Origin of the sequence: Sulfurovum xiamenensis, assembly GCF_030347995.1 — a bacterium.
GTDB lineage: Bacteria > Campylobacterota > Campylobacteria > Campylobacterales > Sulfurovaceae > Sulfurovum > Sulfurovum xiamenensis.
Genome location: NZ_JAQIBC010000001.1, coordinates 570,817 through 591,734, shown reverse-complemented (window position 1 = coordinate 591,734; position 20,918 = coordinate 570,817). Strand labels below are relative to the sequence as shown.

Below are 20,918 nucleotides of genomic sequence, written 5' to 3'. Positions count from 1 at the left end.
TTGCATAAAATTGAAGATAATAGTGTGAATAGATGGTGACCCCACGGAGACTCGAACTCCGGTAACATGGATGAAAACCATGGATCCTAACCGCTAGACGATGGGGCCACATTATATTGAGTTGTTACAAGTTAAAAATGGTGACCCCACGGAGACTCGAACTCCGGTAACATGGATGAAAACCATGGATCCTAACCGCTAGACGATGGGGCCACATTATATTGAGTTGTTACAAGTTAAAAATGGTGACCCCACGGAGACTCGAACTCCGGTAACATGGATGAAAACCATGGATCCTAACCGCTAGACGATGGGGCCACATTATATTGAGTTGTTACAAGTTAAAAATGGTGACCCCACGGAGACTCGAACTCCGGTAACATGGATGAAAACCATGGATCCTAACCGCTAGACGATGGGGCCATCTGTAACTTGTGGATGGCATTATATAGATAGGGTGCTTAAAAATCTCTTAAGATAGTGTATAATTTATCTAAAATAAGGAAAAAAAGATGAATTTTAAAAGAACTTTTTCGATTTTTATCATGGGTTTTCTTTTGAGTGCCTGTGCATCTAAAGAGTATGTGCAGCAAAATTCTGCCTATATCATGTTCAAAACACCTACTTTCAAGTATGCCGATATGGGGTTCATCTATGAGAATGAGGAAGAGATCAAAATAGAGATCTATGGTGCCGGACAGGCATTGATGTCCCTGGAAATATCTGAAACTTCGGTATGTATGAGTCTGCTAGAGTGTATGGGAAAACGTGATTTCAACCAAAAAGTCTTAAGTGCAATGTACCCGGAAGACTTATTGGAAAATATATTCAGAGGAAGAGCTCTGTTTCATGGGATGGGACTAGAAAAAAAGGGTGACGGGTTTACACAGAAGATCGTAAAAAAGGATAAATATAATATCGATTATAGTGTTTTAAACCAGCAGATTATTTTCCGTGATACAATCAATTCTATACTTATACAAGTGAAAAAACAATATTAAGGTACAAAGATGACAAAATTTGTCGGAGCACATGTAAGTGCAAGTGGAGGTGTGGATAATGCACCGTTAAATGCTATGGCTATAGGGGCCAAAGCATTTGCACTTTTTACGAAAAATCAAAGACAGTGGGTTGCGAAACCGTTAGAAACAAAAACCATTGATGCATTTCATCAAAATCTTGAAAAATCCGGGATACTGCCGAAACATATTTTACCGCATGACTCATACCTCATCAATCTGGGGCACCCGGAAGTAGAAAAACTTGAGAAATCTAGAGAAGCCTTTATTGATGAGTTGGAACGTTGCCGTATTTTAGGACTTGACAGGCTTAACTTCCACCCAGGTTCTCATTTGACAAAGATCCCTAAAAAAGACCCCGAGTATCATGACAAGCTCATACATGCAGAGTTGCAGTGTCTTGATGTCATAGCAGAATCATTAAATAGAGCCATAGAAGCGACCAAAGATTCCAATGTAAAACTGGTCATAGAAAATACGGCAGGTCAGGGATCTAATCTTGGGTATAAGTTTGAACATTTGGCACATATCATAGATAAGGTAGAGGATAAAAGACGTGTAGGTGTTTGTATCGATACCTGTCATATGTTTACAGCAGGATATGATATTCGTACCAAGGAAACCTATGATGAAACATGGAACGCTTTTGATAAAGTAGTAGGAAGAGAGTATCTCATGGGTATGCATATCAATGACTCTAAACCAAAGTTGGGTTCAAGGGTTGATAGGCACGATTCGTTAGGTCAGGGAGAGATCGGATGGGATGCTTTTAAATTCATCATGAATGATTCGCGTATGGATGATATACCCCTTGTCTTAGAAACGATCGATGAGTCGATCTGGGCGCAGGAGATTAATGCATTGTATACTTTTATCGAAGATTAAAGTTGCAATAGAAGGAAGAATGATGGATAGAATAGTAAGAGGTTTAGCACTAAGTACGATCACAAGTTCAGTCGTCATGGCCGGAGGATACAAGATCCCTGAACAATCACTCAATTCAATGGCACTTAGTGCAGCATACGTTGCACATACCAGTGGTGCTGATACAGCATATTTTAACCCTGCAAATATGGCTTTTATGCATGGAGGTAAACGTTATGTAGAGGGCGGTATTACTTTGGCACATCTTCCATCAAATGAGTTCCAAAGTCTACCCGCATATTCAGGTGAATCAGAAGTAGAAGATATTCCTATTCCATTTTTGCATTATGTTTCTGAAGCTATGGGTGATTTTAGATGGGGTGTGAGCTTAGTGGTACCAGGAGGCTTGACTAAAAGGTGGACGACTCCGGTACAAAAAGCAATCGCAGAAGAGTTTACTTTAAAAGTCATAGAATTAAATCCAAGTATTTCTTATAAAGTTTCTGATCATTTTAGTGTTGGTGGTGGTGTAAGATTGATTTATAGCGAAGGGGTGGTGAAAAGTAATTCTGCCGATGCATATAATCAACAGCTTGCTCTAGCGGATATAGCACGTGATATGGAAGGTGATACGTTTGAATTAGGTTATAATTTAGCACTGGCGTATAAGCCGACTTCAGATATTAATCTAGCTGTAACGTATCGATCTAATATTGATTTAGATGAAGAGGGTACAGCTACATTATATGGCGGGGGTGATCAATTATATCATGATGATGCAAGTGTATCTGTTCCATTACCTGCGGCACTTAATCTGGCTGTGTCTAAAACATGGAATGATACATTTACATTAGAGTTTAATTATGAAAGAACATTTTGGTCAGCATATAAAGCTTTGGATTTTGAATATACAGGAACAGGTATAGTCCTTACCCCCTTTGATGATCCGATCGCAAAAGATTGGAAAGATACCAATACCTTTAGGGTGGGTGCGACGATTGAAATGGCTAACAAGATCACAGCGATGATGGGGTTTGCTATCGATGAGACACCTGTACCAGAAGAAACCATAGGGTTTGAACTGCCAGACAGTGATGCTAAGGTCTTCTCTATGGGATTCCGCTATCAACAATCAGAAGACCTTTCTTGGGGTGCTGCATTCTTATATGACAGTAAAGAATCACGTTCTATCAAGGGTATGGGTACCTTTCATGAAGGTGGAGCATTCTTAACAACTGTAGGCGTGGCATACGAGTACTAAGATGGACTACAAGTTTAACAACTTTTATGAACTTATTGCCTATCAGTCTAAAAAACGGGGAAAAAAAGTCGCGCTGTTTGTGGATGATGAGAAGATCACTTATGCAGATATTTTAGTAGCAGCAGATAAACTGGCTGCTTTTCTCGTGGATCAAGGTGTAAAAAAGGGTGATAAGATCGCATTTTTTTTACGTAACTCTCCTGAGTTCGTCTATACGATCTTTGCTGCTTCAAAACTGGGGGCTATTGTTGTCCCTGTCAACACCTTTTTAAAAGAAGATGAACTGAGTTATATTTTAGAGGACAGTGGGTCTTCCGTACTTGTCGCCTCTGCTATCCACGAGAAAGTTGTCAACCGCAGCAAAGCGATCAACTTGTGTAACTGTATTATTTGGGAAGGGGAGAAGAGTGTCCAGGGAGAACAACATTATACGTTTGAAGAAGCATTAAAAACAGACCTGTCTGTTACCCATACCGATACAGCCTTGGAAGATACAGCAGTGATCATCTATACTTCTGGAACAACCGGAAAACCCAAAGGTGCGATGTTGAGCCATAAGAATATTTTTTCAAACGGAAGTTCTGGTATGAAGCACATTCATGTGAAACCCAGAGACAGAGGGATCGTATTTCTTCCCATGTTCCACTCTTTTACCTTTTCTATCGCTGTAATGCTCCCTATGTATGTAGGCATGAGTATTGTGATCATCAAATCAATTCAGCCTTTCTCCAATATCTTTAAACAGACACTGTTAAAACGGGTGACACTTTTCTTTGGTATCCCCGATGTCTATAATGCATTGGCAAAGGCTAAACTCCCATGGTATTTTATGTGGTTCAATAATATACGGGCATTTATTTCCGGAGCTGCCGCCCTACAGGCTAAAACACTGGATGCGATGGCAAAAAAGTTTAAAAGAGCTACACTGCTTGAGGGGTATGGCCTTAGCGAAGCAAGTCCTGCAGTGTGTATGAATACGCTGAAAAAACAAAAGGCAGGGTCTGTAGGTACAGCTTTATATGGCTATCAGATCAAGATCGTAGATCATGAGTTGAATGAAGTGCATCGTGGTGCCATAGGAGATATTATTGTAAAAGGTGACAATGTCATGCAAGGGTATCTTAACCGTCCTACTGCAACAGAAGAGACGATCATCAAAGGTTGGTTGCTTACAGGTGATGTAGGATATATGGATGATGAAGATTTTTTGTTCATCGTAGATAGAAAAAAAGATCTTATTATCTCAAAAGGTATCAATATCTATCCTCGTGAGGTAGAAGAGGTCATAGACAGATTTGAGGGGATATCCGCATCTGCTGTTATAGGTATTCATGATGAAAAGAGCGGTGAAGTGCCTGTTGCCTATGTGGAACTTGAAGAGGGGATAGAGAATCTTGATGAAGCTGCCTTAAAAGCATATATGAGAGAGCATCTTGCCAACTATAAAATACCAAAACAGACGCATGTAATACCGACATTGCCGAAAAATGCTACGGGTAAAGTACTAAAACGTGTGCTCAAAGAACATCTCAGGGATGAAGTGTGACAAACAGATGAAAGCGATCACAAATGCAAAACTTCTTATCAATGATGAGATCGTAGAGGGTAAGACGCTTCTGTTTGACAACAAGATTGTCAATATTACAGAGGGAACAGACTTGGAAGGCATTGAGACGATTGATGCAAAGGGTGCTTATGTGAGTGCAGGATTTATCGATCTGCATATACATGGGAGTGGCGGGAGTGATGTGATGGACGCTACGCCAACTGCTCTTGAAACACTTTCGACGACTTTGCTTCATACGGGAACTACTTCTTTTTTGGCTACCACGATGACCATGTCAGACAAGGCGATTGACAAGGCATTACAAAACATTCAACGACATGCCAGAAAAGTCACAGGAGCAAAAATACTGGGTATCCATCTTGAGGGACCTTTTATTAATGCTTCCAAACATGGTGCACAGGACAAAGCATATGTTCAGGAACCCAGTCTTGCACTGATAGAGAAGTATATGCAGGAAGTGAAAATGATCACATTGGCACCCGAAGTAGAGGGAGGTGAAGATTTTATCAAGCTTGTGGCAAAAGAGTATCCGCATATTATTTTAAGTATCGGACATTCTGATGCCAGCTATGAAGCAGCGCAGGAGAGTTTTGCCTGGGGTATTTCTCATGCAACACATCTTTTCAATGCCATGAACCCCTATCATCACAGAAAACCCGGGATCGTAGGCGCGGTCTTTGACTCGGATGTGACCTGTGACATTATCGCTGATTTGGTACATACACATCCTACTACGCTTGAACTGGTACAGAAGATCAAAAAAGAGAAGCTGATATTTATCACCGATGCGATGCGGGCGGGATGTATGAAATGTGGCATCTATGATCTGGGTGGACAAAGTGTCGAGGTAGATGGAGGCAAAGCAGTACTTCAAGATGGGACACTTGCTGGTTCTATACTGAAGATGAATGAAGCATTGTCAAATATGAGTAAACATACCTCAATGGAACTTGTTGAAATTGTCAATGCTGTGACAAAGATACCGGCAGCAAAACTGGGTATACCTAAAGGGGTACTGCGAGAAGGCTATGATGCGGATATAGTCATCTTTGATGAAAATTTCAGTATCATATCAACCATAGTGAATGGTGAAGTAAAGTATAGAAGGTAGATCAATGTTCGGATTTTTAAAGCGCAAAGTAAGAGAGATCAAGGCACCTGTAGATGGACAGGTCGTAGCACTGGAAAGTGTGAAGGATGAGGTGTTTTCACAAAAACTAGTAGGAGATGGTGTAGCGATCATACCTATGTCAGATGTGTTTACTGCACCCATAGATGGGAAGATCACAAAAATATTTTCTACCAACCATGCCTATAGCATTAAAAGTACAAAAGATTTGGAGGTCATGGTCCACATCGGTTTGGAGACTGTGGCCCTTGGGGGCAAAGGTTTTGAACGCCTCGCGAATGAAGGAGACGAGGTCAAGGCAGGAGACCCTATCATTCGTGTCGATCTATCCTACGTTCGTGAGCATGCCAAAGACATCATCACACCTGTGATCATTGCTGAGGAAAGTGATGTGAAAAGTATCGACAAACGATTGAATATCGTCAAAAGCCAAGATATCATCATGGAGGTCAACTAATGCCTATGAGTGACAATATTTATTATTATGTGATCTACGGGTTGATCTTGGTCGCATTTCTTATCGTGCTTAAAATGCCTAAGAAAAAGAAATAATTTCATATAATATTTAATTAATATTACTGGTAGTATACTCTAATATTATGAGAATACTATTACTTGAAGATGACCAGATCCTATGCGATAGCCTGAAAGAGTTCTTGGAACTTGAAGGCTATACTATAGATGTGGCACATCGAGGACCTGAAGTATTTGACCTTACGTTTAACCATGCGTATGACCTGTACATTTTAGATGTGAATGTACCTGAGGTCGATGGGTTTGATGTGCTCTCGGAACTCAAAGATGCAGGAGATGAAACCCCTGCTATTTACATCACGGCCCTCACGGATATCAACTCCATTTCCAGAGGTTTTGCCTTAGGAGCGGAAGACTATATCAAAAAACCTTTTGATCCTGAAGAACTACTGATACGCATTAAACGAAAATATCAAAAAGAGGAGGAACTGATTTGTCTGAAGGACATCACGTATAATCCGGTCACAAGAGTGTTGCAAAAATCTGGACAGACCATAGGCCTGGGAGATGTGCAGCAGAATCTTTTTCATGCACTTATCACATCACAAAATAAAATTGTAGAGAGTTATCTATTGATGGATTTTTTAGAACAGCCTTCAGCCAATGCCCTGCGTGTAAATCTTGCAAAGTTAAAGAACAAGTTAGGCATAGAGATCAAAAATATACGCGGAAAGGGGTATATGATTGAAAAGATATGAGCGAGAATCATTTCTCAAAAGTTTTTTGATATTCCTGATACTTTTGGAAGTCTTACTGGCGATTAATTTTTGGAATGAATATCAAATTAAAAAGGTAGAGATCGAAGATAAAATTCATATAGAGATGAAACTGTGTGCCTTTTCCTTACAGTGTGCAGGTCTCACCACAGACTTTGTGGATAAGGATGAAAACAAAGAAGAGAACATTCTGTATCAGGATGGCGGTTTTTATAGCTATTTCAAGGTACCGACATCAGAAAAGTATTTGATGAAAGTGATGTACTCACAAGAAAATTATCTACAGAGGGTTGGAAAGTTGGCCAATAAACTGTATGGAAAGTTCTTGTTTTACTCTGTCTTCGCTGCATTTGTCTCCCTTCTCTTCTCTTTCTATGCACTGATGCCGTTGCAAAGAGCACTTCGTATCAATGAGGAGTTCGTAAAAGATATCCTTCATGATTTCAATACCCCTCTGAGTTCTATGCTTATCAACTTAAAACTATTTAAAAGAGAGATAGGAGACAACCAAAAAATACAGAGACTTGAAAATAACATCCAAAGTATACTCTCATTACAGGATAATCTACGTATCTTTCTTAAGGGAGTTCCAGCACAATCAGAAAGGTTTTCATTGAAGGAGTTGGTACAGGATCGTGTACACTATTTTGAGGTACTCTACCCTGATGTGAACTATAAAATAGCAATAGACAAAACGACTTTGGAGACAAACAAAGATGCATTTACCCGTATTTTGGATAATCTTTTAAGCAATGCCGGTAAATATAATAGTGTCAATGGTGATGTGGATATTGTATTGCTAGGGAGTAGTTTAACGATACAAGACACAGGAAAAGGTATCAAACACCCTTCGAGGGTGTTTGATCGATATTATAAAGAACAAGATAGAGGTATAGGGATAGGATTGCATATTGTGAAAAAACTGTGTGATGAATTGACCATACCGATCAAGATACAAAGTAAGAAAAATAAAGGAACAAAGATCGAATTGAATCTTTACAATGTGATCTTTGTCAAATAGCCGGTAGTGCCTATTTATTTTCCTGCTGCTCTTTTATAAGTGACAGGATACGCTCTTTGTATTTAGGATCTTTATTGATTTTGTATGCAGCAATGAGATCTTCAAGCGATCCTTCATTGAAGAGTTTTTCCTCCTGCAAGAACTTTTTTCTTTTTTTTAAGAGTTTGTACTGACGTCTTGAGAGTGAACTCCTTGTCTCTTTTTGTGAAAGATACGCAGTTAGTGCATCCTGATCTGCCTCCTTCAAATAGTAGGTATAGATCTCTTCTTGAGTTTTGATCTGCAGCTTTTGAGCGATGATCTGTAGCTGTGCCAAATGTCTTCGTGTATGGGCCCGCTTTTCGTAGCGTCTATAATACTCATAGACTAACTGTTTTGGCAGTTTGGTTTGAATATCTTTGATCTCGTTTGCATTATAGGTCCGAATGGCCTTTTTATAGAGATCTTGAAGAGATGAATAGTCTTGAACATCAACCAAAAGTGTTTTGATTCCTTTGTATCTTCTGGGTGCTACAGATACGATAACCCCTACATCGGTTAAAGAATCTACGGGGGTAAATCCCTTACGCCTGAAAGTTTTCAGTACATGGGTATAGGTTGTTTTTGGAGTCACATGTAGTGTAAGTGCTGGTTGTTCCGGCTTGGTGAGATTGTAGAGTATATAGTCGTTTTTAGGATGAAGGAGCAAGCCAACGTGCCTCTTTTTTTTATCATAAAGATAGAGGTATTTTTGATCCTCTTTGATCGTTTCTAATTCTGTTCTTGTGAAGTATGCCCGGTGGTGTTTCATGTAGGGTGTATACTCTACCACAGTGACTTTATTGATCTCTCCTGGGGCAAACAGCCTGTTCAAAGAACAGCCACTTAGCAGTACAAGGAAGAAAAACAAGACAACTGTACGCATAGATATATCCTGAAGTTTTTGTTATAAGTATAGTGTGTATAAGTTAATATACGGCTAATACAATCTTAACAAATAGTTAGCCTCGATGTAGGAATGCTTTGATCTTCTCTGCAACACTCTCTGCTTTGGTCCCCAATACCACTTGGACACTGCGTCTATCCGGACGGATGACCCCTTTTGCACCTAAACGTATCAAGGCATCGTCCTTAAGCAGCGAACTGTCATGTACCTGCATACGCAATCGTGTAATGCATGCATCGGTATGAATAATATTGTCTTCTCCTCCCAAAGCAGCAATGAATGCTTGTGTTTCCTCATCCGATTCGATGGTTTTTTCTTCTATCATCTCTTTAAAGATAGTGAGCTTAAAGAGTTTGATCGTGTAGTAGGAAGTGAAAAAATAGATCAGCGAAAACACTGCGCCTAGAGGGAGGATAAGCAGTGGTTTGGTTGCCAGTTTGTAGTTGATCACATAATCTATGAAGCCGGCCGAGAACCCGAATCCTGCATGAATGTCCAACATCTGTGCTGCTGCAAGTGCCAGACCGGTAAGCAGGGCATGCAGTACAAAGAGCAGAGGGGCTACGAACAAGAAGAGGAACTCCAGGGGTTCTGTGATACCTGTAAGAAATGAGGTAAAGGCAACACCGGCCAAAATGGCACCTACTTTTTTACGGTAGTGTTTTGGGGTGTTGAGGTAGATAGCATAGGCCATTGCAGGCAGACCGAACATCATGACGACATAGAAACCTGACATATAGATACCTGCGGTTTTATCTCCGGCAAAAAAACGATGCAGATCTCCATTAGCCACTACCTGTACCCCCTCTTGTAGATAGGTATATTCTCCAAGCTGGAACCAGAACACAGAGTTGAGTATATGGTGCAGTCCTAGAGGGATAAGCAGACGGTTGAGTGTGCCGTAGATGAAGGTACCTGTTTCTTTTAAGCCAATAATGGCATTTGAAAATGCATCGATACCGCTTTGCGCGAAGTGCCAGAAATATCCGGCAAGTATACCGACCCCTATGGCAGAGATCGCGGTGATAATGGGCACAAAACGTTTTCCTCCAAAAAAGCCTAAAAATTCCGGCAGTTTGATGGCATGATAACGGTTATAGAGGGTACCAGCAATGACACCGATGATAATACCGACAAAAACACCCATATTCACCTCTTTGTCTATACTGAGATAGACCGCTTTGGCGATGAGTACACCGATTGCACCTGAAAGTGCTGCGGCACCATCATTGTTCTTGGCCAATCCATAGGCAATACCTATACCAAAAAGGAGATCAAGATGAGAAAATATCGCATCTCCGGCACTTTTCATGATCAGGGCTATGTGCCCGTCAAAGATATCGCCAAAGCCCAAGCGAAGCAGAAGTGCAGCCACAGGAAGGACGGCAATAGGGGTCATCAGTGCTTTTCCGATGCGTTGAAGTAGATTAAACATCTCTTATCTCCTCTTTTGTTTGCGCGATACTTCTTGGAGAAACGCTGAACGTCTCCATGCCTAGGTTTAAAAGTTTGGGTATGGCCTCTTTGTTTGCAGCGAGTTCACCACAGATACTGACAGGTTTGGTTGCGGTATCAAGAATGCGTTCTATGGCAGAAAAGAGTGCCGGAGAGAGTGCATCCGCTTTGAGTAGAGTGTGTGTTCTCTCTATGGCAAAAAGATACTGTGTCAGGTCATTGGTACCGATGGAGTAGAAATCTACGACATCATTGAGGGATTCCAACAAGAAAAGTACCGATGGTACTTCTATCATGATGCCAAATTGAAGGTGTGAAATATCTAGCTGGTATTTTTGGGCTACGTTCTGTGCAAAGGATTTTGTTTGCGTGAACTCTTCCACAGAACTGATCATAGGGAACATGATCTTGATAGGTTTATCTCCTGCAGCGAGGAAGATCGCATGCAATTGCTCTTCCATAAGTTCGGGATGGGTGTGAAATAGACGTACCCCGCGCACCCCTAAAAAAGGGTTGTCTTCAGAAGGTATCTCTATATAAGGCAGGGCTTTGTCTCCACCCACATCCAGTGTACGGACGGTGATATCATCAAAGAGTTCAAAGATCTCTTTGTAGGCTTTTTGCTGTTCTTCTAAAGAGGGTTTGAGATCCTTAAATAAAAATTCTGAACGTAAAAGACCTATGCCTTCTGCACCCTCTTCTTTTGCTGTTTGTGCTGTGTTTAGATCTGCAGCATTGGCAAACACTTTGATAGATCTTCCTTCCCTTGTGACGGCTGGTTCAAAACGTTTTGTGGCAGAGCGTGCTTTTTGTGTATGATCTTTTTCCAGATGTTCTTTTGCTTTTTTAAGATCATGATCGCTTGGGTCTTGAACGATCACTCCAGCATGCGCATCGAGTATGATAGTCTCACCTTCGGCAATGTCTTGGGTATCTGCGATAAGAGAAAAGATACCCGCAGAACGAAGTAAAATGGCTGTATGGGAGTTGATAGAAGTCTCTTTCAAGACAACCCCTGCAACATTTGTTTGTTGAAGATGGTCTATTTCGCTTGGAAGCAGGTCACTGCCTAGCAGTATAAAGGGGGTATCGGGGAAAGTGACTTTGATCTCCATCCCCAAATGTCTTTTGACACGTTGGAGGATATCTTGATAATCACTTTTTTTAGCATCAAGTTTTGTGCCTGCAAGTTTTTCGGACTCTTCTTCGACTTTTTCTTCAAGTTCTGCCAAGGTTTGACAGTCTGTACTTAGAGAAGCCAGAAGCTCTTTTTGTGCAAGGTAAATAGCGGCATTCTCATCCTTTTCTTTGGTGTGATATAGTGTATTTAGTTCCTCTATACTTTCAGAGAGAGCATCTTCAAAATCAATCTCACTGTCATGTTGTACCTCTGTCTTATGATAGGTGTAGGTAGGCGCAATGGCAATACCTTCAGAAATGATCTCTCCCTCTATGACTAAACCTTCATAACTGTAAGCAGTTTTTTCGATCTGTTTGATCTCTGTGTCATCTTGCATCAGCATTTCAAAAAGCCGTTGCAGTGCTTCGAGTGCCTCATCTGCCTTTTTGCCTTGAGCAACCAACGTGAAGGTATCTTCTTTTTCCAAAGAGAGTGAAAGCAGAGCGTTGACACTTTTGGTATCAACACTTTTGTTGTTAAAGGTTGCAGTGATCTGACAGGAGAACGATTTGGCTAATGAAGCAAATTGTGCAACGGGTCTGAGATGAAAGCCATTATTTGAAGTGACGGTAAGTGGTACAGAAAGAGGTTTCGAAAACAAATTTTTAAACAGGAACATCGCTTATTTACTATCCCTTGCACAGACAGGTTCAGCTATGACTATAGAACATGTTAGAGTCATCAACAAGACTGTACGCACCTGCTCCCCTTTTTATATGTGAATGTATTACTCAAAGTATAGCAAATATTTGTTATACTCAAATTATTAACTATGAGGAACACACATTGAAATACCTTATTGACTTCATTGAAACAAAAGATGTGAAGAAAACATTGATCTTTGAACATTTGAAATGTACGAAAGAAGAGGCATCTCTGGTACAGTATATCTGTAAACGTTACGTGAGGGGACTGGAAGAAGTCTCTGTACTGGAGATACTGCAAGAGAATTTTTCATCAGAGGGGTATGTCTATCTGCAAAAACTCGGATTGATCAAAAACCTTTTGGACCTAGGATGGATGATACAGGTGAGTTTCGGACAGGTTAAAGCACATGAAGCATCTACGTTGGAACTACTCAGTACTTCTGTGACGCCAAGTATCTCTCTGTTACGTTTATTGGAAGAGGGATCATTGGAAATCTTCCTTCCGGAAGTCAAACCTTATACAGACCATCTTGAGTATCTTCAGGATCAGTTTGATATGGTCTCACTTTTACATAAAATAGCTACATTCAAACAGGGATTTGCAGACAATTCACTGAGTATAGGTCGATTGAAAAACAAATTGACACTTTTGACAACGCGTATAGAAGAGCGTGTCAAAATGACAGAAACACCTATTGTCGTTGAAGAGTTCTTTAAAGAGAAAGAACTTGATGAGAAAGAAAAACGGATATTCCTGGCCTTGCTTAAAGAGGAGTACAGTGGGGGAGAAGGTCAATTTAGGGACATGAACACCCTCATAGAACTCATAAGCTTTGACGAGTACGAGAAGATAAAGAACCGTGCGCTGCTTGAAGATGGTGCAAAACTCATCTCTGAGGATATCATCGATTATGAAGAGATATTAAACATGTTTGGGGGTGTCAGCCGCTCTTTCTATCTGCAAGAAGAGGTGATGCAGCGTATCATACATCCTAAAAAAAGCAAAAAAGTCACCAAGCTCAAGTTGGATGCACTGGTACAGGAACAAGAGCTTTTCGAGTATTTGAAACCCGTAACGACCTTAGATGATGTCGTACTGCATCCTAAAACAAGAGAGACTCTTCAGAATGTTGTCAAGCAGGTTGACAAGGAAGTATTTAAGAAACTAAGAGAGTGGGGGATTAAAGACAAACGTAAAGGCATTGATGCACGTATTATCTTCTACGGTGCCGCAGGTACAGGTAAAACAATGACAGCGATGAGTCTGGCGAAAACACTCAAACGTCCTATACTCTCCTTTGACTGTTCCAAGATTCTCTCTATGTATGTAGGAGAGAGTGAAAAGAACGTACGCAGGATATTTGATGATTTTAAAGAGTTACGTACAAAAGCAAAGGTGGATCCTATTTTACTGCTCAATGAAGCAGACCAGTTTTTGAGTGCAAGAAGCGAAGGAACAGGAAGTTCGGCAGATAAGATGCATAACCAGATGCAAAATATCTTTCTCGAACAGATAGAAAAGTTTGAAGGCATACTTATCGCTACAACCAATTTGCTCGGTAACATCGATAAGGCTTTTTCAAGACGTTTCAATTATAAGATCGAATTTAAAAAACCGGGGAAAAAACAGCGTCTTAGACTGTGGCAGTTCATGCTTCCCGAAAATGCGGATTATGAAGAGGGATTTGATATGACAGAACTTTCCAAATACGAGCTCACCGGAGGACAGATCAATCTTATCATCAAGAATACAGCCTATAAAGTAGCGGTACGTGAAGAGAGTGTATTTGGGAACCAGGACTTCCTTGAAGAGATCGAGAAAGAGCTCGGTAGCAGCTTTGAAGGGACAAAGAGTATGGGCTTTAAAGTGTAATCTTAACGATTTAACGAAAGGATTCAGATGTTTTCTCACATAAGATCATTCATGACAAAAACGAAATCAACACTTTTTACGTTCAACAATGAACCCTTTTCTAAATTTTCCATAGTGTTGATCATCATACTGGATATCTTTTTATTTGTTACCATTTTAACGGGGATAGACTCTGAAAAAGATATGTCTCCCTCGGTCAGTGTCAAGTACCCTTACCAATGCAAGAACCATTTTGATCCAGAATACCAAAGGAGTGTCTGGAACAGTGCCACAAGAGGATATATCTATGATACATTCCCTTTTTCGGAATATGGATCATTTTATATCCCCACCCATTCAGCATACTACAGTGGTCAAAAAGTTCAAACCTATATAGACAAAAGAGTGGCACCGCTATGTACAGAGCTTTATGAGAAAATAGCTGTTTTTGCACTATCTGATCTATTTAAAAATAACAAAGAACTCAAAAACAATTTAAGAAATGACAAACGAAATGTGCTCTCTGAGATCAATAGCATCGAAAGAAGATACAATACTGCACTTTTCGAAAAAATATCTGCTACCCAGCAAGATAGAGATAAAAAGATTAGAGATAAATACTACACTTTGCTTGAAAAAGAGAAGAGTATTGATAAGCAGATCAAAGAGATCAAGGCAGTATCCGCCTATAAAGGCTACCAGGAGTATGTTGATTTTGTCAATACAAATAGAGAGACATTCAACAAAGAGTATGATTCCTATGCCTTTTGGCAACCCTTCATATCATTTTTGTATTTATTAAAATTTACCCTGCCTTTATTGCTTTTATCTCTCTTGGCCCATCGGTTCTCTACAAGTCCTGTAAGAAAGGTATCGGTGCCAAATAAACTTGTCACATTGATCAGTTCCCATATCATTATCATTACGCTACTTCCCATCTTGATTGATGTATTGCGTTTGATCTTTCATATCATCCCCAAAAGGTTTTTAGAGAAGATCATTACTTTTTTATATCAATACGGCTTTATATTCCTGGGATACTACTTTTTGATGTTTCTTGGTATTGTAAGTATCGGTCTGGTTGTTTTCTTTATACAAAGAAGTGTTGCCAAGAGAGAAAAATTAAGAAAAGAGATGAAAGAAAAGACACTCTACATCGATGCTTATAATCAAAGCAGATGTCCAAACTGTAGAAACAGGGTGGACTATAGTAAAAACTATTGTGGTTTTTGCCAAGAGGAGTTAAACAGAGTGTGCAGTGTATGTCATAAGCGGACACCTAAACATATTCAGTACTGTATAGAGTGCGGTGCGTAGACATTTATTTTACAAGTGTAGCTCCTGCACCGATCAACTGGATGATCCCTCCTTTGACATTAAGAGGGGTAAAGCCGTTCTTTTCTAATATGCGTGAAGCAGTAACACTTCTGCTTCCTGTTCTACAATAGACAATGATCTTTTTATCTTTATCTTGTTTGAGCATACTCAGATTTTGACTCAATGCATCTACGGGAATGAGTGTCGCATCTCTGAGATGACCACTTTTATACTCATCTATGGTCCTTACGTCAAGAAGTGTAACATTGTCGTCATTTTCCAGCAAATATATGGCTTGTTTGGCATCTATGGATTCAAAGTTGGCAAGTATCCATCCTTTTGAGTAGGCAAACCAAAAAAGTAAGCCTGCCATAGTGATCCAATAGAGTACATTCATAGGGTTTTTTACAAGAGTCATCTTGTCGTTCCTTATAGTTATTATAATTTTATTTGATATTGTAGCGCTATTTTCTTTATGCATCGTTACATCTTGTTACATACCAAAGCGTAATCATGGGTAGGACTGAGTCCTCCCAAAATCTTTTAATCATCTTTTAGATAATATGAAGCTAATATTCTAAAGGAATTTCTCTACTGGAAAAAGCAAGTGAAAACTTAAGCCTAAGGTGAACTTCAGTGTGAGGAATTGAAAACGAGCTTTGCTCGTTTTTTAAAGAGAATTTATGAAATTAAAGGGATTAACATGACTCATGTAATTACAGAACATCCGTATTTCGGTGTATTTGTTTTATTTGCGTTGACAGCAGTGGCGTTCCCGGCGACGCTATGGGCTGCACGTTTCGTTAGTAGAAAATTTGCAAGACTTGATACGGAAAGACTTAAATTAAGTATATACGAATGTGGACCAGAGGTGACTAAGCAACCTAATGCCATTTCTGCACAGTTTTATCTGATAGCACTTTTGTTTATCTTGTTCGATGTAGAGATCATCTTTATGTTCCCTTGGGCGATCGACTTTAAATTACTCGGTTGGTTTGGTTTTGCTGAGATGATACTATTTATCTTACTACTTGCGATTGGTTTCGTATATGCATGGAAGAAAGGAGCACTTGAATGGCACAGCATCAAGTAAATTATGCCAGCTCTGCTGGCTTGCCGATAGCACTGACTTCGGTAGACAAACTCGTAAACTGGGGGCGTTCAAATTCACTTTGGCCGCTTACGTATGGACTCGCATGTTGTGCGATCGAAATGATGGCATCGGGAGCTTCACGTTATGACTTCGATAGAATGGGAACGATCTTTAGAGCTTCTCCAAGACAAGCAGATGTGATGATCCTTGCCGGAACACTTTCCAAAAAGCACTCTGAGTTCGCCAGAAGACTTTATGATCAAATGACAGAGCCTAAATGGGTGATTTCTATGGGATCATGTGCAAATACCGGTGGTATGTTCAACACCTATGCAACCGTACAAGGTGTGGATCGTATCATTCCTGTAGATATCTATCTTCCTGGATGTGCACCAAGACCTGAAACACTTCAGTACGCACTGATGATGCTTCAAAAGAAGATTCGTAAAGAGTCTGCCGATATGAAGAAGAACACAAAACAAGACTTAACCAATCAAACGGGTAAAAGAGCGAGGTTGATCTAATGAGAAAATATGTACCAAAAGACAACGTTCAAGGCAAAGCATACTATACAGATAGATTCTGGGTGGCACCACGTGTACCAAGAAGTGAAGTAGAAGATGCGCATTTCGCAGCAGTAATGAAAGCGTTAGGTGATCAAGCGAAGGAGTCATATATAGAGATCGGACAGCTTATTGTACACATCGATGCAACCAATAATGTTTCTGTACTTAAAACACTGAAAGAAGAATGTGGATACACACAATGTTCTGAGCAATCAGCGGTAGATTATTTGGCAAAAGACGGAGAATTTGAGCTTTTTTACCAGCTTCTGAATGTCAATGAAGCCAAAAGAGTAAGGGTTGTATGTCGTATTAAAAAAGGTGAAGCGATTGAGAGCGTTGTACCTCTTTTCAAATCTGCGAACTTTGCAGAGCGTGAAATGTTCGATATGTTCGGTATCAAAGTAAACAACCATCCATTCCTTAAACGTATCATCATGCCTGATGACTGGGAAGGACATCCATTACTTAAAACCTATCCTCTACATGGAGATGAGTTCGCTTCATGGTACGAAGTCGATAAGATCTTCGGAAAAGAGTATAGAGATATCATCGGACCGGAAAACAGAGATCCTGCAAAAGTGGACAGACACGATACAAAACGTTTCTCAAGAGTAGGATATGAAGTACCGTTCGGTGCGGATATTTCTGAAGGTGAAAAAGAACAAGCCGTTGAATATAGTGAAACATTCTTAGTGAACTATAATAAAAAATCAGCTAAGCAATTAGACGAAAGAAAATAGGGGAGCCGATGCAAGTAGCTAATAAATTAACGCCATTTTTTGAGAACCTCAACTTTGAGCGTGACGACAACACAATGGTTATCAACTTTGGTCCTCAGCACCCTTCGGCACACGGTCAGTTAAGACTTGTGCTTGAACTCGACGGTGAACAAGTAGTAAAAGCTTATCCGGACATCGGTTACCTTCATAGAGGTATCGAGAAGATGGCGGAGAACATGACATACAACGAGTTTTTACCAACGACAGATAGACTTGACTATATTGCTTCAACTTCAAACAACTATGCCTATGCTTTGGCGGTTGAAAAACTGATCGGGGTAGAGGCACCAAGAAGAGCACAAGTGATCAGAACGATGTTGCTTGAACTTAACCGTGTTATTTCACACCTTTTCTTCATTGCAACGCATGCTCTGGATGTCGGTGCAATGTCCGTATTTCTTTATGCATTCCGTGAACGTGAATTTGCGATGGACTTAATGGAAGACTATTGTGGTGCAAGATTGACACACTCTGCAGTACGTATCGGTGGTGTGCCTCTTGACCTGCCTGCAGGTTGGCTAGAAAATATCGCAGCATTCTGTGACAAAGTAGACTATGAAGTAGAGCATACGTATGAAGCACTGCTTACAGAAAATCGTATCTGGAAAATGCGCTTGGAAGATGTAGGGGTTATCTCTGCTGAAGATGCACTTTCATGGGGTTGTACAGGTCCAATGCTTAGAGGTTCAGGTGTGAAGTATGATATCAGAAAAGAAGAGCCGTACGAACTCTATTCAGAGCTTGACTTTGATGTGCCGGTGAGTGAAAGATGTGATTCATATGGACGTTATAGACTCTATATGGAAGAGATAAGACAATCCACAAGAATCATCAGACAGCTCATTCCTATGTATGCTGAGACTGAACCTCAATTGATGGCACACTCACCACAGTATATCTCAGCACCAAAAGAAGAGATCATGACACAAAACTATGCATTGATGCAGCACTTTGTACTTGTTACTCAAGGTATGAGACCGCCTAAAGGTGAAGTGTACAGTCCGACAGAGTCACCAAAGGGTGAACTTGGGTTCTATATCAAGTCAGAGGGTGAGCCGTATGCTTACAGGCTCAAGTGTAGAGCACCGAGTTTCTTCCATACAGGACTTCTTCAAGAGCTTCTTGTTGGTACATATATAGCAGACGTCGTTACGATCATTGGTTCTACCAACATCGTATTCGGTGAAGTTGACAGATAAGGAGAGACCATGAAAAGATATGATTTAAGACACTTAAAAGATGATTTCTATGATAGAATGGTCGAGCTTATTGATCAGGGACTAAAAGTAGGGGAAGTGGGAATTTTCCTTTTTGAAGTAGGGGATTTCACTTCTATCCAAAAATCTGCTGATGTGATCAAAGCAACTGGGCATGACTTGATGAATTCACTCAAGTTCAACGAAGTGGACTGGACTATTGTCGTCAAAAAAGTAGATGAAGCGACAAAGCAGGAGAGAGCTGCCAAGATCGAGGCTGAAAAAGCTGCAGCTGTATCGGAAGAGGCTGAGACAGAAAACGCTGAATAGAAGCCTGCTGTTTTATAACATATAGCATCTTTTCTTGTGTGAAGATGTTATATGGTTTTCATATACTACAACACATATATCAATCAAACAACTCTTCATCATTATTGTTAAGTGGAAAATGAAACGTTGGGGGATACGATACTCCAAGAAAGAGTCTTAGCGTAGGTATACGTATACCATGCTCAGTCAAGAGCACAGTATAGAGGATTTATTTTAGTTTAGATGCAATATCTTTTACTGCATCACTCGCATGGTTGAATGCAAGTGCAATTGAACCTTGATCTGTTACAACATCACCGATCGTATAAAGACCTTCTACATTTGTCTCAAATGTTGCCTCATTGTATACAGGTACATCCCACTCACCAGTTTTGACACCAGAGTTTACAAGGATATCTTTTGGAGTCGTTCCACCAAGTGCATATACCGCTCTGTCATACTCACCTGTTGAACCATCAGTAAAGTTTACTTGGATCTTACCAGCTGCTGAAGGCTCAACGCTCTCAACATCTACACCCATTTTGTTAACAATTTTACCATTGTCAAGATACTTTGTACACATTTCAGTATTGATCGGGTTCATACGTGTGATTTCTGCTTTTCTGTAGTTAAGTGTTACCACACAATCTTCCATACCTTCCATCTCTACTAGACCATAAGCGTATTCACCTGCAGTGTCACCACCACCGACAACCATTACATGCTCACCATTTTGAACTTTTGAAAGGTTGAAGTTAAGAACATCTTTAAGCTCTCTAGGGAACTTATATTTAGGTTTGTTTGGTTTACCCATACGACCCACTGAAAGGATAACGTTTCTAGCTTTCAACGTTTCCAACGCTTCATCTACACCATCAGTACCATAAATAATTGAGAAAAGACCATCTTCACCTTTTTCAACTCTCATGATCTCATGGTTATACTCAAATCTGTCAAGTACACCAGCATCAGTAAGTTTTTTATCCATTTGCTCAATGTACTCTTCTTTAGAACACTCTTCAAAAGTAACGTTACCAGTGAATTCAAATTTGATACCCATCCAGTCTTTATCAACACGTTTACCTTTTTTGTAAAACTTGTGGATCATATCATTGTGGTGAGGCGCTTTGTCGATCACAACAATATTCTCAATACCCGCTAGTTTTGCTTCGATAGCAGCTGCCATACCACCAGGTCCAGCACCAATAATCGCAATGTCTACTACTTTTCCGTTTTCATGTATCATGTTTACCCTTATAAAACTTTATTTTGATGTAAATTGTAACATAGAGAATTGAAAAAATATCTATATGGAATTTATAATTTTCATAAGTTGAGCTTCGATGTGAGTATACGTAACATCAAGAAGTATGATAAAGGCTTAAAACAGAGCTCTATGAATCATTAGTGATACATTTTAACACAGAACTTTGTTTTTTAATTTGTTTTCTAATACAATCACCCCAAGCATTTTTATACAAAGACAAT

The 20,918-nt window shown here is 40.0% G+C and carries 20 protein-coding genes and 4 tRNA genes; 15 read left to right on the top strand and 9 right to left on the bottom strand.

Annotated elements, in window-relative coordinates; all coding sequences use genetic code 11:
- Nucleotides 1-33 precede the first annotated feature (33 nt).
- The 4 genes from PF327_RS03050 to PF327_RS03035 all read right to left on the bottom strand — a co-directional run bounded on the left by PF327_RS03050 (nucleotide 34) and on the right by PF327_RS03035 (nucleotide 423).
- Nucleotides 34-108, bottom strand: a tRNA-Glu gene (locus PF327_RS03050).
- A 30-nt stretch (nucleotides 109-138) separates the two neighbouring features.
- Nucleotides 139-213, bottom strand: a tRNA-Glu gene (locus PF327_RS03045).
- A 30-nt stretch (nucleotides 214-243) separates the two neighbouring features.
- A tRNA-Glu gene (locus PF327_RS03040) sits at nucleotides 244-318 on the bottom strand.
- Nucleotides 319-348: 30 nt separating this feature from the next.
- A tRNA-Glu gene (locus tag PF327_RS03035) sits at nucleotides 349-423 on the bottom strand.
- 89 nt (nucleotides 424-512) lie between these two features.
- Here PF327_RS03035 and PF327_RS03030 point away from each other — a divergent pair.
- From PF327_RS03030 to PF327_RS02995, 8 genes are all read left to right on the top strand, one after another.
- Nucleotides 513-1,001 (top strand): hypothetical protein, encoded by a 489-nt coding sequence (locus tag PF327_RS03030; RefSeq protein WP_289401271.1) that lies wholly within the window; start codon nucleotides 513-515, stop codon nucleotides 999-1,001.
- 9 nt (nucleotides 1,002-1,010) lie between these two features.
- A complete protein-coding gene (gene nfo / locus PF327_RS03025) occupies nucleotides 1,011-1,904 on the top strand; it encodes a deoxyribonuclease IV (RefSeq protein ID WP_289401270.1) in 894 nt (297 codons plus the stop codon).
- A 22-nt stretch (nucleotides 1,905-1,926) separates the two neighbouring features.
- On the top strand, nucleotides 1,927-3,144 hold the full coding sequence (locus tag PF327_RS03020; RefSeq protein ID WP_289401269.1) for an OmpP1/FadL family transporter: 1,218 nt from the start codon (nucleotides 1,927-1,929) through the stop codon (nucleotides 3,142-3,144).
- A gap of 1 nt (nucleotide 3,145) precedes the next feature.
- Entirely contained in the window at nucleotides 3,146-4,690 is a 1,545-nt protein-coding gene (locus PF327_RS03015) for a long-chain-fatty-acid--CoA ligase (RefSeq protein ID WP_289401268.1), read from the top strand.
- The gene (gene nagA / locus PF327_RS03010; protein WP_289401267.1) at nucleotides 4,680-5,822 is read left to right on the top strand and encodes an N-acetylglucosamine-6-phosphate deacetylase; all 1,143 of its coding nucleotides are present in this window, start codon (nucleotides 4,680-4,682) and stop codon (nucleotides 5,820-5,822) included. The genes PF327_RS03015 and nagA overlap by 11 nt, the downstream gene beginning before the upstream one ends.
- A gap of 4 nt (nucleotides 5,823-5,826) precedes the next feature.
- Nucleotides 5,827-6,297, top strand: coding sequence for a PTS sugar transporter subunit IIA (locus PF327_RS03005; protein WP_289401266.1), 471 nt, complete (start codon nucleotides 5,827-5,829; stop codon nucleotides 6,295-6,297).
- A gap of 142 nt (nucleotides 6,298-6,439) precedes the next feature.
- A complete protein-coding gene (locus PF327_RS03000; protein ID WP_289401265.1) occupies nucleotides 6,440-7,072 on the top strand; it encodes a response regulator transcription factor in 633 nt (210 codons plus the stop codon).
- Nucleotides 7,059-8,111 carry a sensor histidine kinase gene (locus tag PF327_RS02995; RefSeq protein ID WP_289401264.1) on the top strand — a complete coding sequence of 351 codons (1,053 nt, stop codon included), beginning with the start codon at nucleotides 7,059-7,061 and terminating at the stop codon, nucleotides 8,109-8,111. The genes PF327_RS03000 and PF327_RS02995 overlap by 14 nt, the downstream gene beginning before the upstream one ends.
- 10 nt (nucleotides 8,112-8,121) lie before the next feature.
- Here the strand turns inward: PF327_RS02995 and PF327_RS02990 are convergent, their stop codons facing one another.
- The 3 genes from PF327_RS02990 to PF327_RS02980 all read right to left on the bottom strand — a co-directional run bounded on the left by PF327_RS02990 (nucleotide 8,122) and on the right by PF327_RS02980 (nucleotide 12,290).
- Nucleotides 8,122-9,015 carry a hypothetical protein gene (locus PF327_RS02990; RefSeq protein WP_289401263.1) on the bottom strand — a complete coding sequence of 298 codons (894 nt, stop codon included), beginning with the start codon at nucleotides 9,013-9,015 and terminating at the stop codon, nucleotides 8,122-8,124.
- A 76-nt stretch (nucleotides 9,016-9,091) separates the two neighbouring features.
- Entirely contained in the window at nucleotides 9,092-10,471 is a 1,380-nt protein-coding gene (locus PF327_RS02985) for a PTS transporter subunit EIIC (protein WP_289401262.1), read from the bottom strand.
- On the bottom strand, nucleotides 10,464-12,290 hold the full coding sequence (locus tag PF327_RS02980; RefSeq protein ID WP_289401261.1) for an HPr family phosphocarrier protein: 1,827 nt from the start codon (nucleotides 12,288-12,290) through the stop codon (nucleotides 10,464-10,466). Before PF327_RS02980 ends, PF327_RS02985 begins: the two co-directional genes overlap by 8 nt.
- A gap of 167 nt (nucleotides 12,291-12,457) precedes the next feature.
- Between PF327_RS02980 and PF327_RS02975 the strand changes: the two genes are divergently transcribed.
- Nucleotides 12,458-14,191 carry an ATP-binding protein gene (locus PF327_RS02975; RefSeq protein WP_289401260.1) on the top strand — a complete coding sequence of 578 codons (1,734 nt, stop codon included), beginning with the start codon at nucleotides 12,458-12,460 and terminating at the stop codon, nucleotides 14,189-14,191.
- 51 nt (nucleotides 14,192-14,242) lie between these two features.
- Nucleotides 14,243-15,487, top strand: coding sequence for a zinc ribbon domain-containing protein (locus PF327_RS02970; protein WP_289401259.1), 1,245 nt, complete (start codon nucleotides 14,243-14,245; stop codon nucleotides 15,485-15,487).
- 4 nt (nucleotides 15,488-15,491) lie between these two features.
- Here the strand turns inward: PF327_RS02970 and PF327_RS02965 are convergent, their stop codons facing one another.
- Entirely contained in the window at nucleotides 15,492-15,905 is a 414-nt protein-coding gene (locus PF327_RS02965; protein WP_289401258.1) for a rhodanese-like domain-containing protein, read from the bottom strand.
- 285 nt (nucleotides 15,906-16,190) lie between these two features.
- Between PF327_RS02965 and PF327_RS02960 the strand changes: the two genes are divergently transcribed.
- The 5 genes from PF327_RS02960 to PF327_RS02940 are packed head-to-tail and all read left to right on the top strand — an operon-like array spanning nucleotide 16,191 to nucleotide 19,451.
- Complete coding sequence (locus PF327_RS02960; RefSeq protein WP_008244699.1) at nucleotides 16,191-16,580, top strand: NAD(P)H-quinone oxidoreductase subunit 3; 390 nt, start codon at nucleotides 16,191-16,193, stop codon at nucleotides 16,578-16,580.
- Complete coding sequence (locus tag PF327_RS02955) at nucleotides 16,562-17,104, top strand: NuoB/complex I 20 kDa subunit family protein (protein WP_008244697.1); 543 nt, start codon at nucleotides 16,562-16,564, stop codon at nucleotides 17,102-17,104. Before PF327_RS02960 ends, PF327_RS02955 begins: the two co-directional genes overlap by 19 nt.
- Nucleotides 17,104-17,886, top strand: a complete 783-nt coding sequence (locus PF327_RS02950; protein WP_289401257.1) for an NADH-quinone oxidoreductase subunit C — start codon at nucleotides 17,104-17,106, stop codon at nucleotides 17,884-17,886. The genes PF327_RS02955 and PF327_RS02950 overlap by 1 nt, the downstream gene beginning before the upstream one ends.
- Before the next feature lie 8 nt (nucleotides 17,887-17,894).
- Entirely contained in the window at nucleotides 17,895-19,124 is a 1,230-nt protein-coding gene (gene nuoD, locus PF327_RS02945) for an NADH dehydrogenase (quinone) subunit D (RefSeq protein ID WP_008244694.1), read from the top strand.
- A gap of 9 nt (nucleotides 19,125-19,133) precedes the next feature.
- Nucleotides 19,134-19,451, top strand: coding sequence for an NADH-ubiquinone oxidoreductase subunit E family protein (locus tag PF327_RS02940; RefSeq protein WP_289401256.1), 318 nt, complete (start codon nucleotides 19,134-19,136; stop codon nucleotides 19,449-19,451).
- A gap of 208 nt (nucleotides 19,452-19,659) precedes the next feature.
- Here the strand turns inward: PF327_RS02940 and PF327_RS02935 are convergent, their stop codons facing one another.
- A complete protein-coding gene (locus PF327_RS02935; protein ID WP_289401255.1) occupies nucleotides 19,660-20,676 on the bottom strand; it encodes an NAD(P)-binding domain-containing protein in 1,017 nt (338 codons plus the stop codon).
- Between the last annotated feature and the right edge of the window lie 242 nt (nucleotides 20,677-20,918).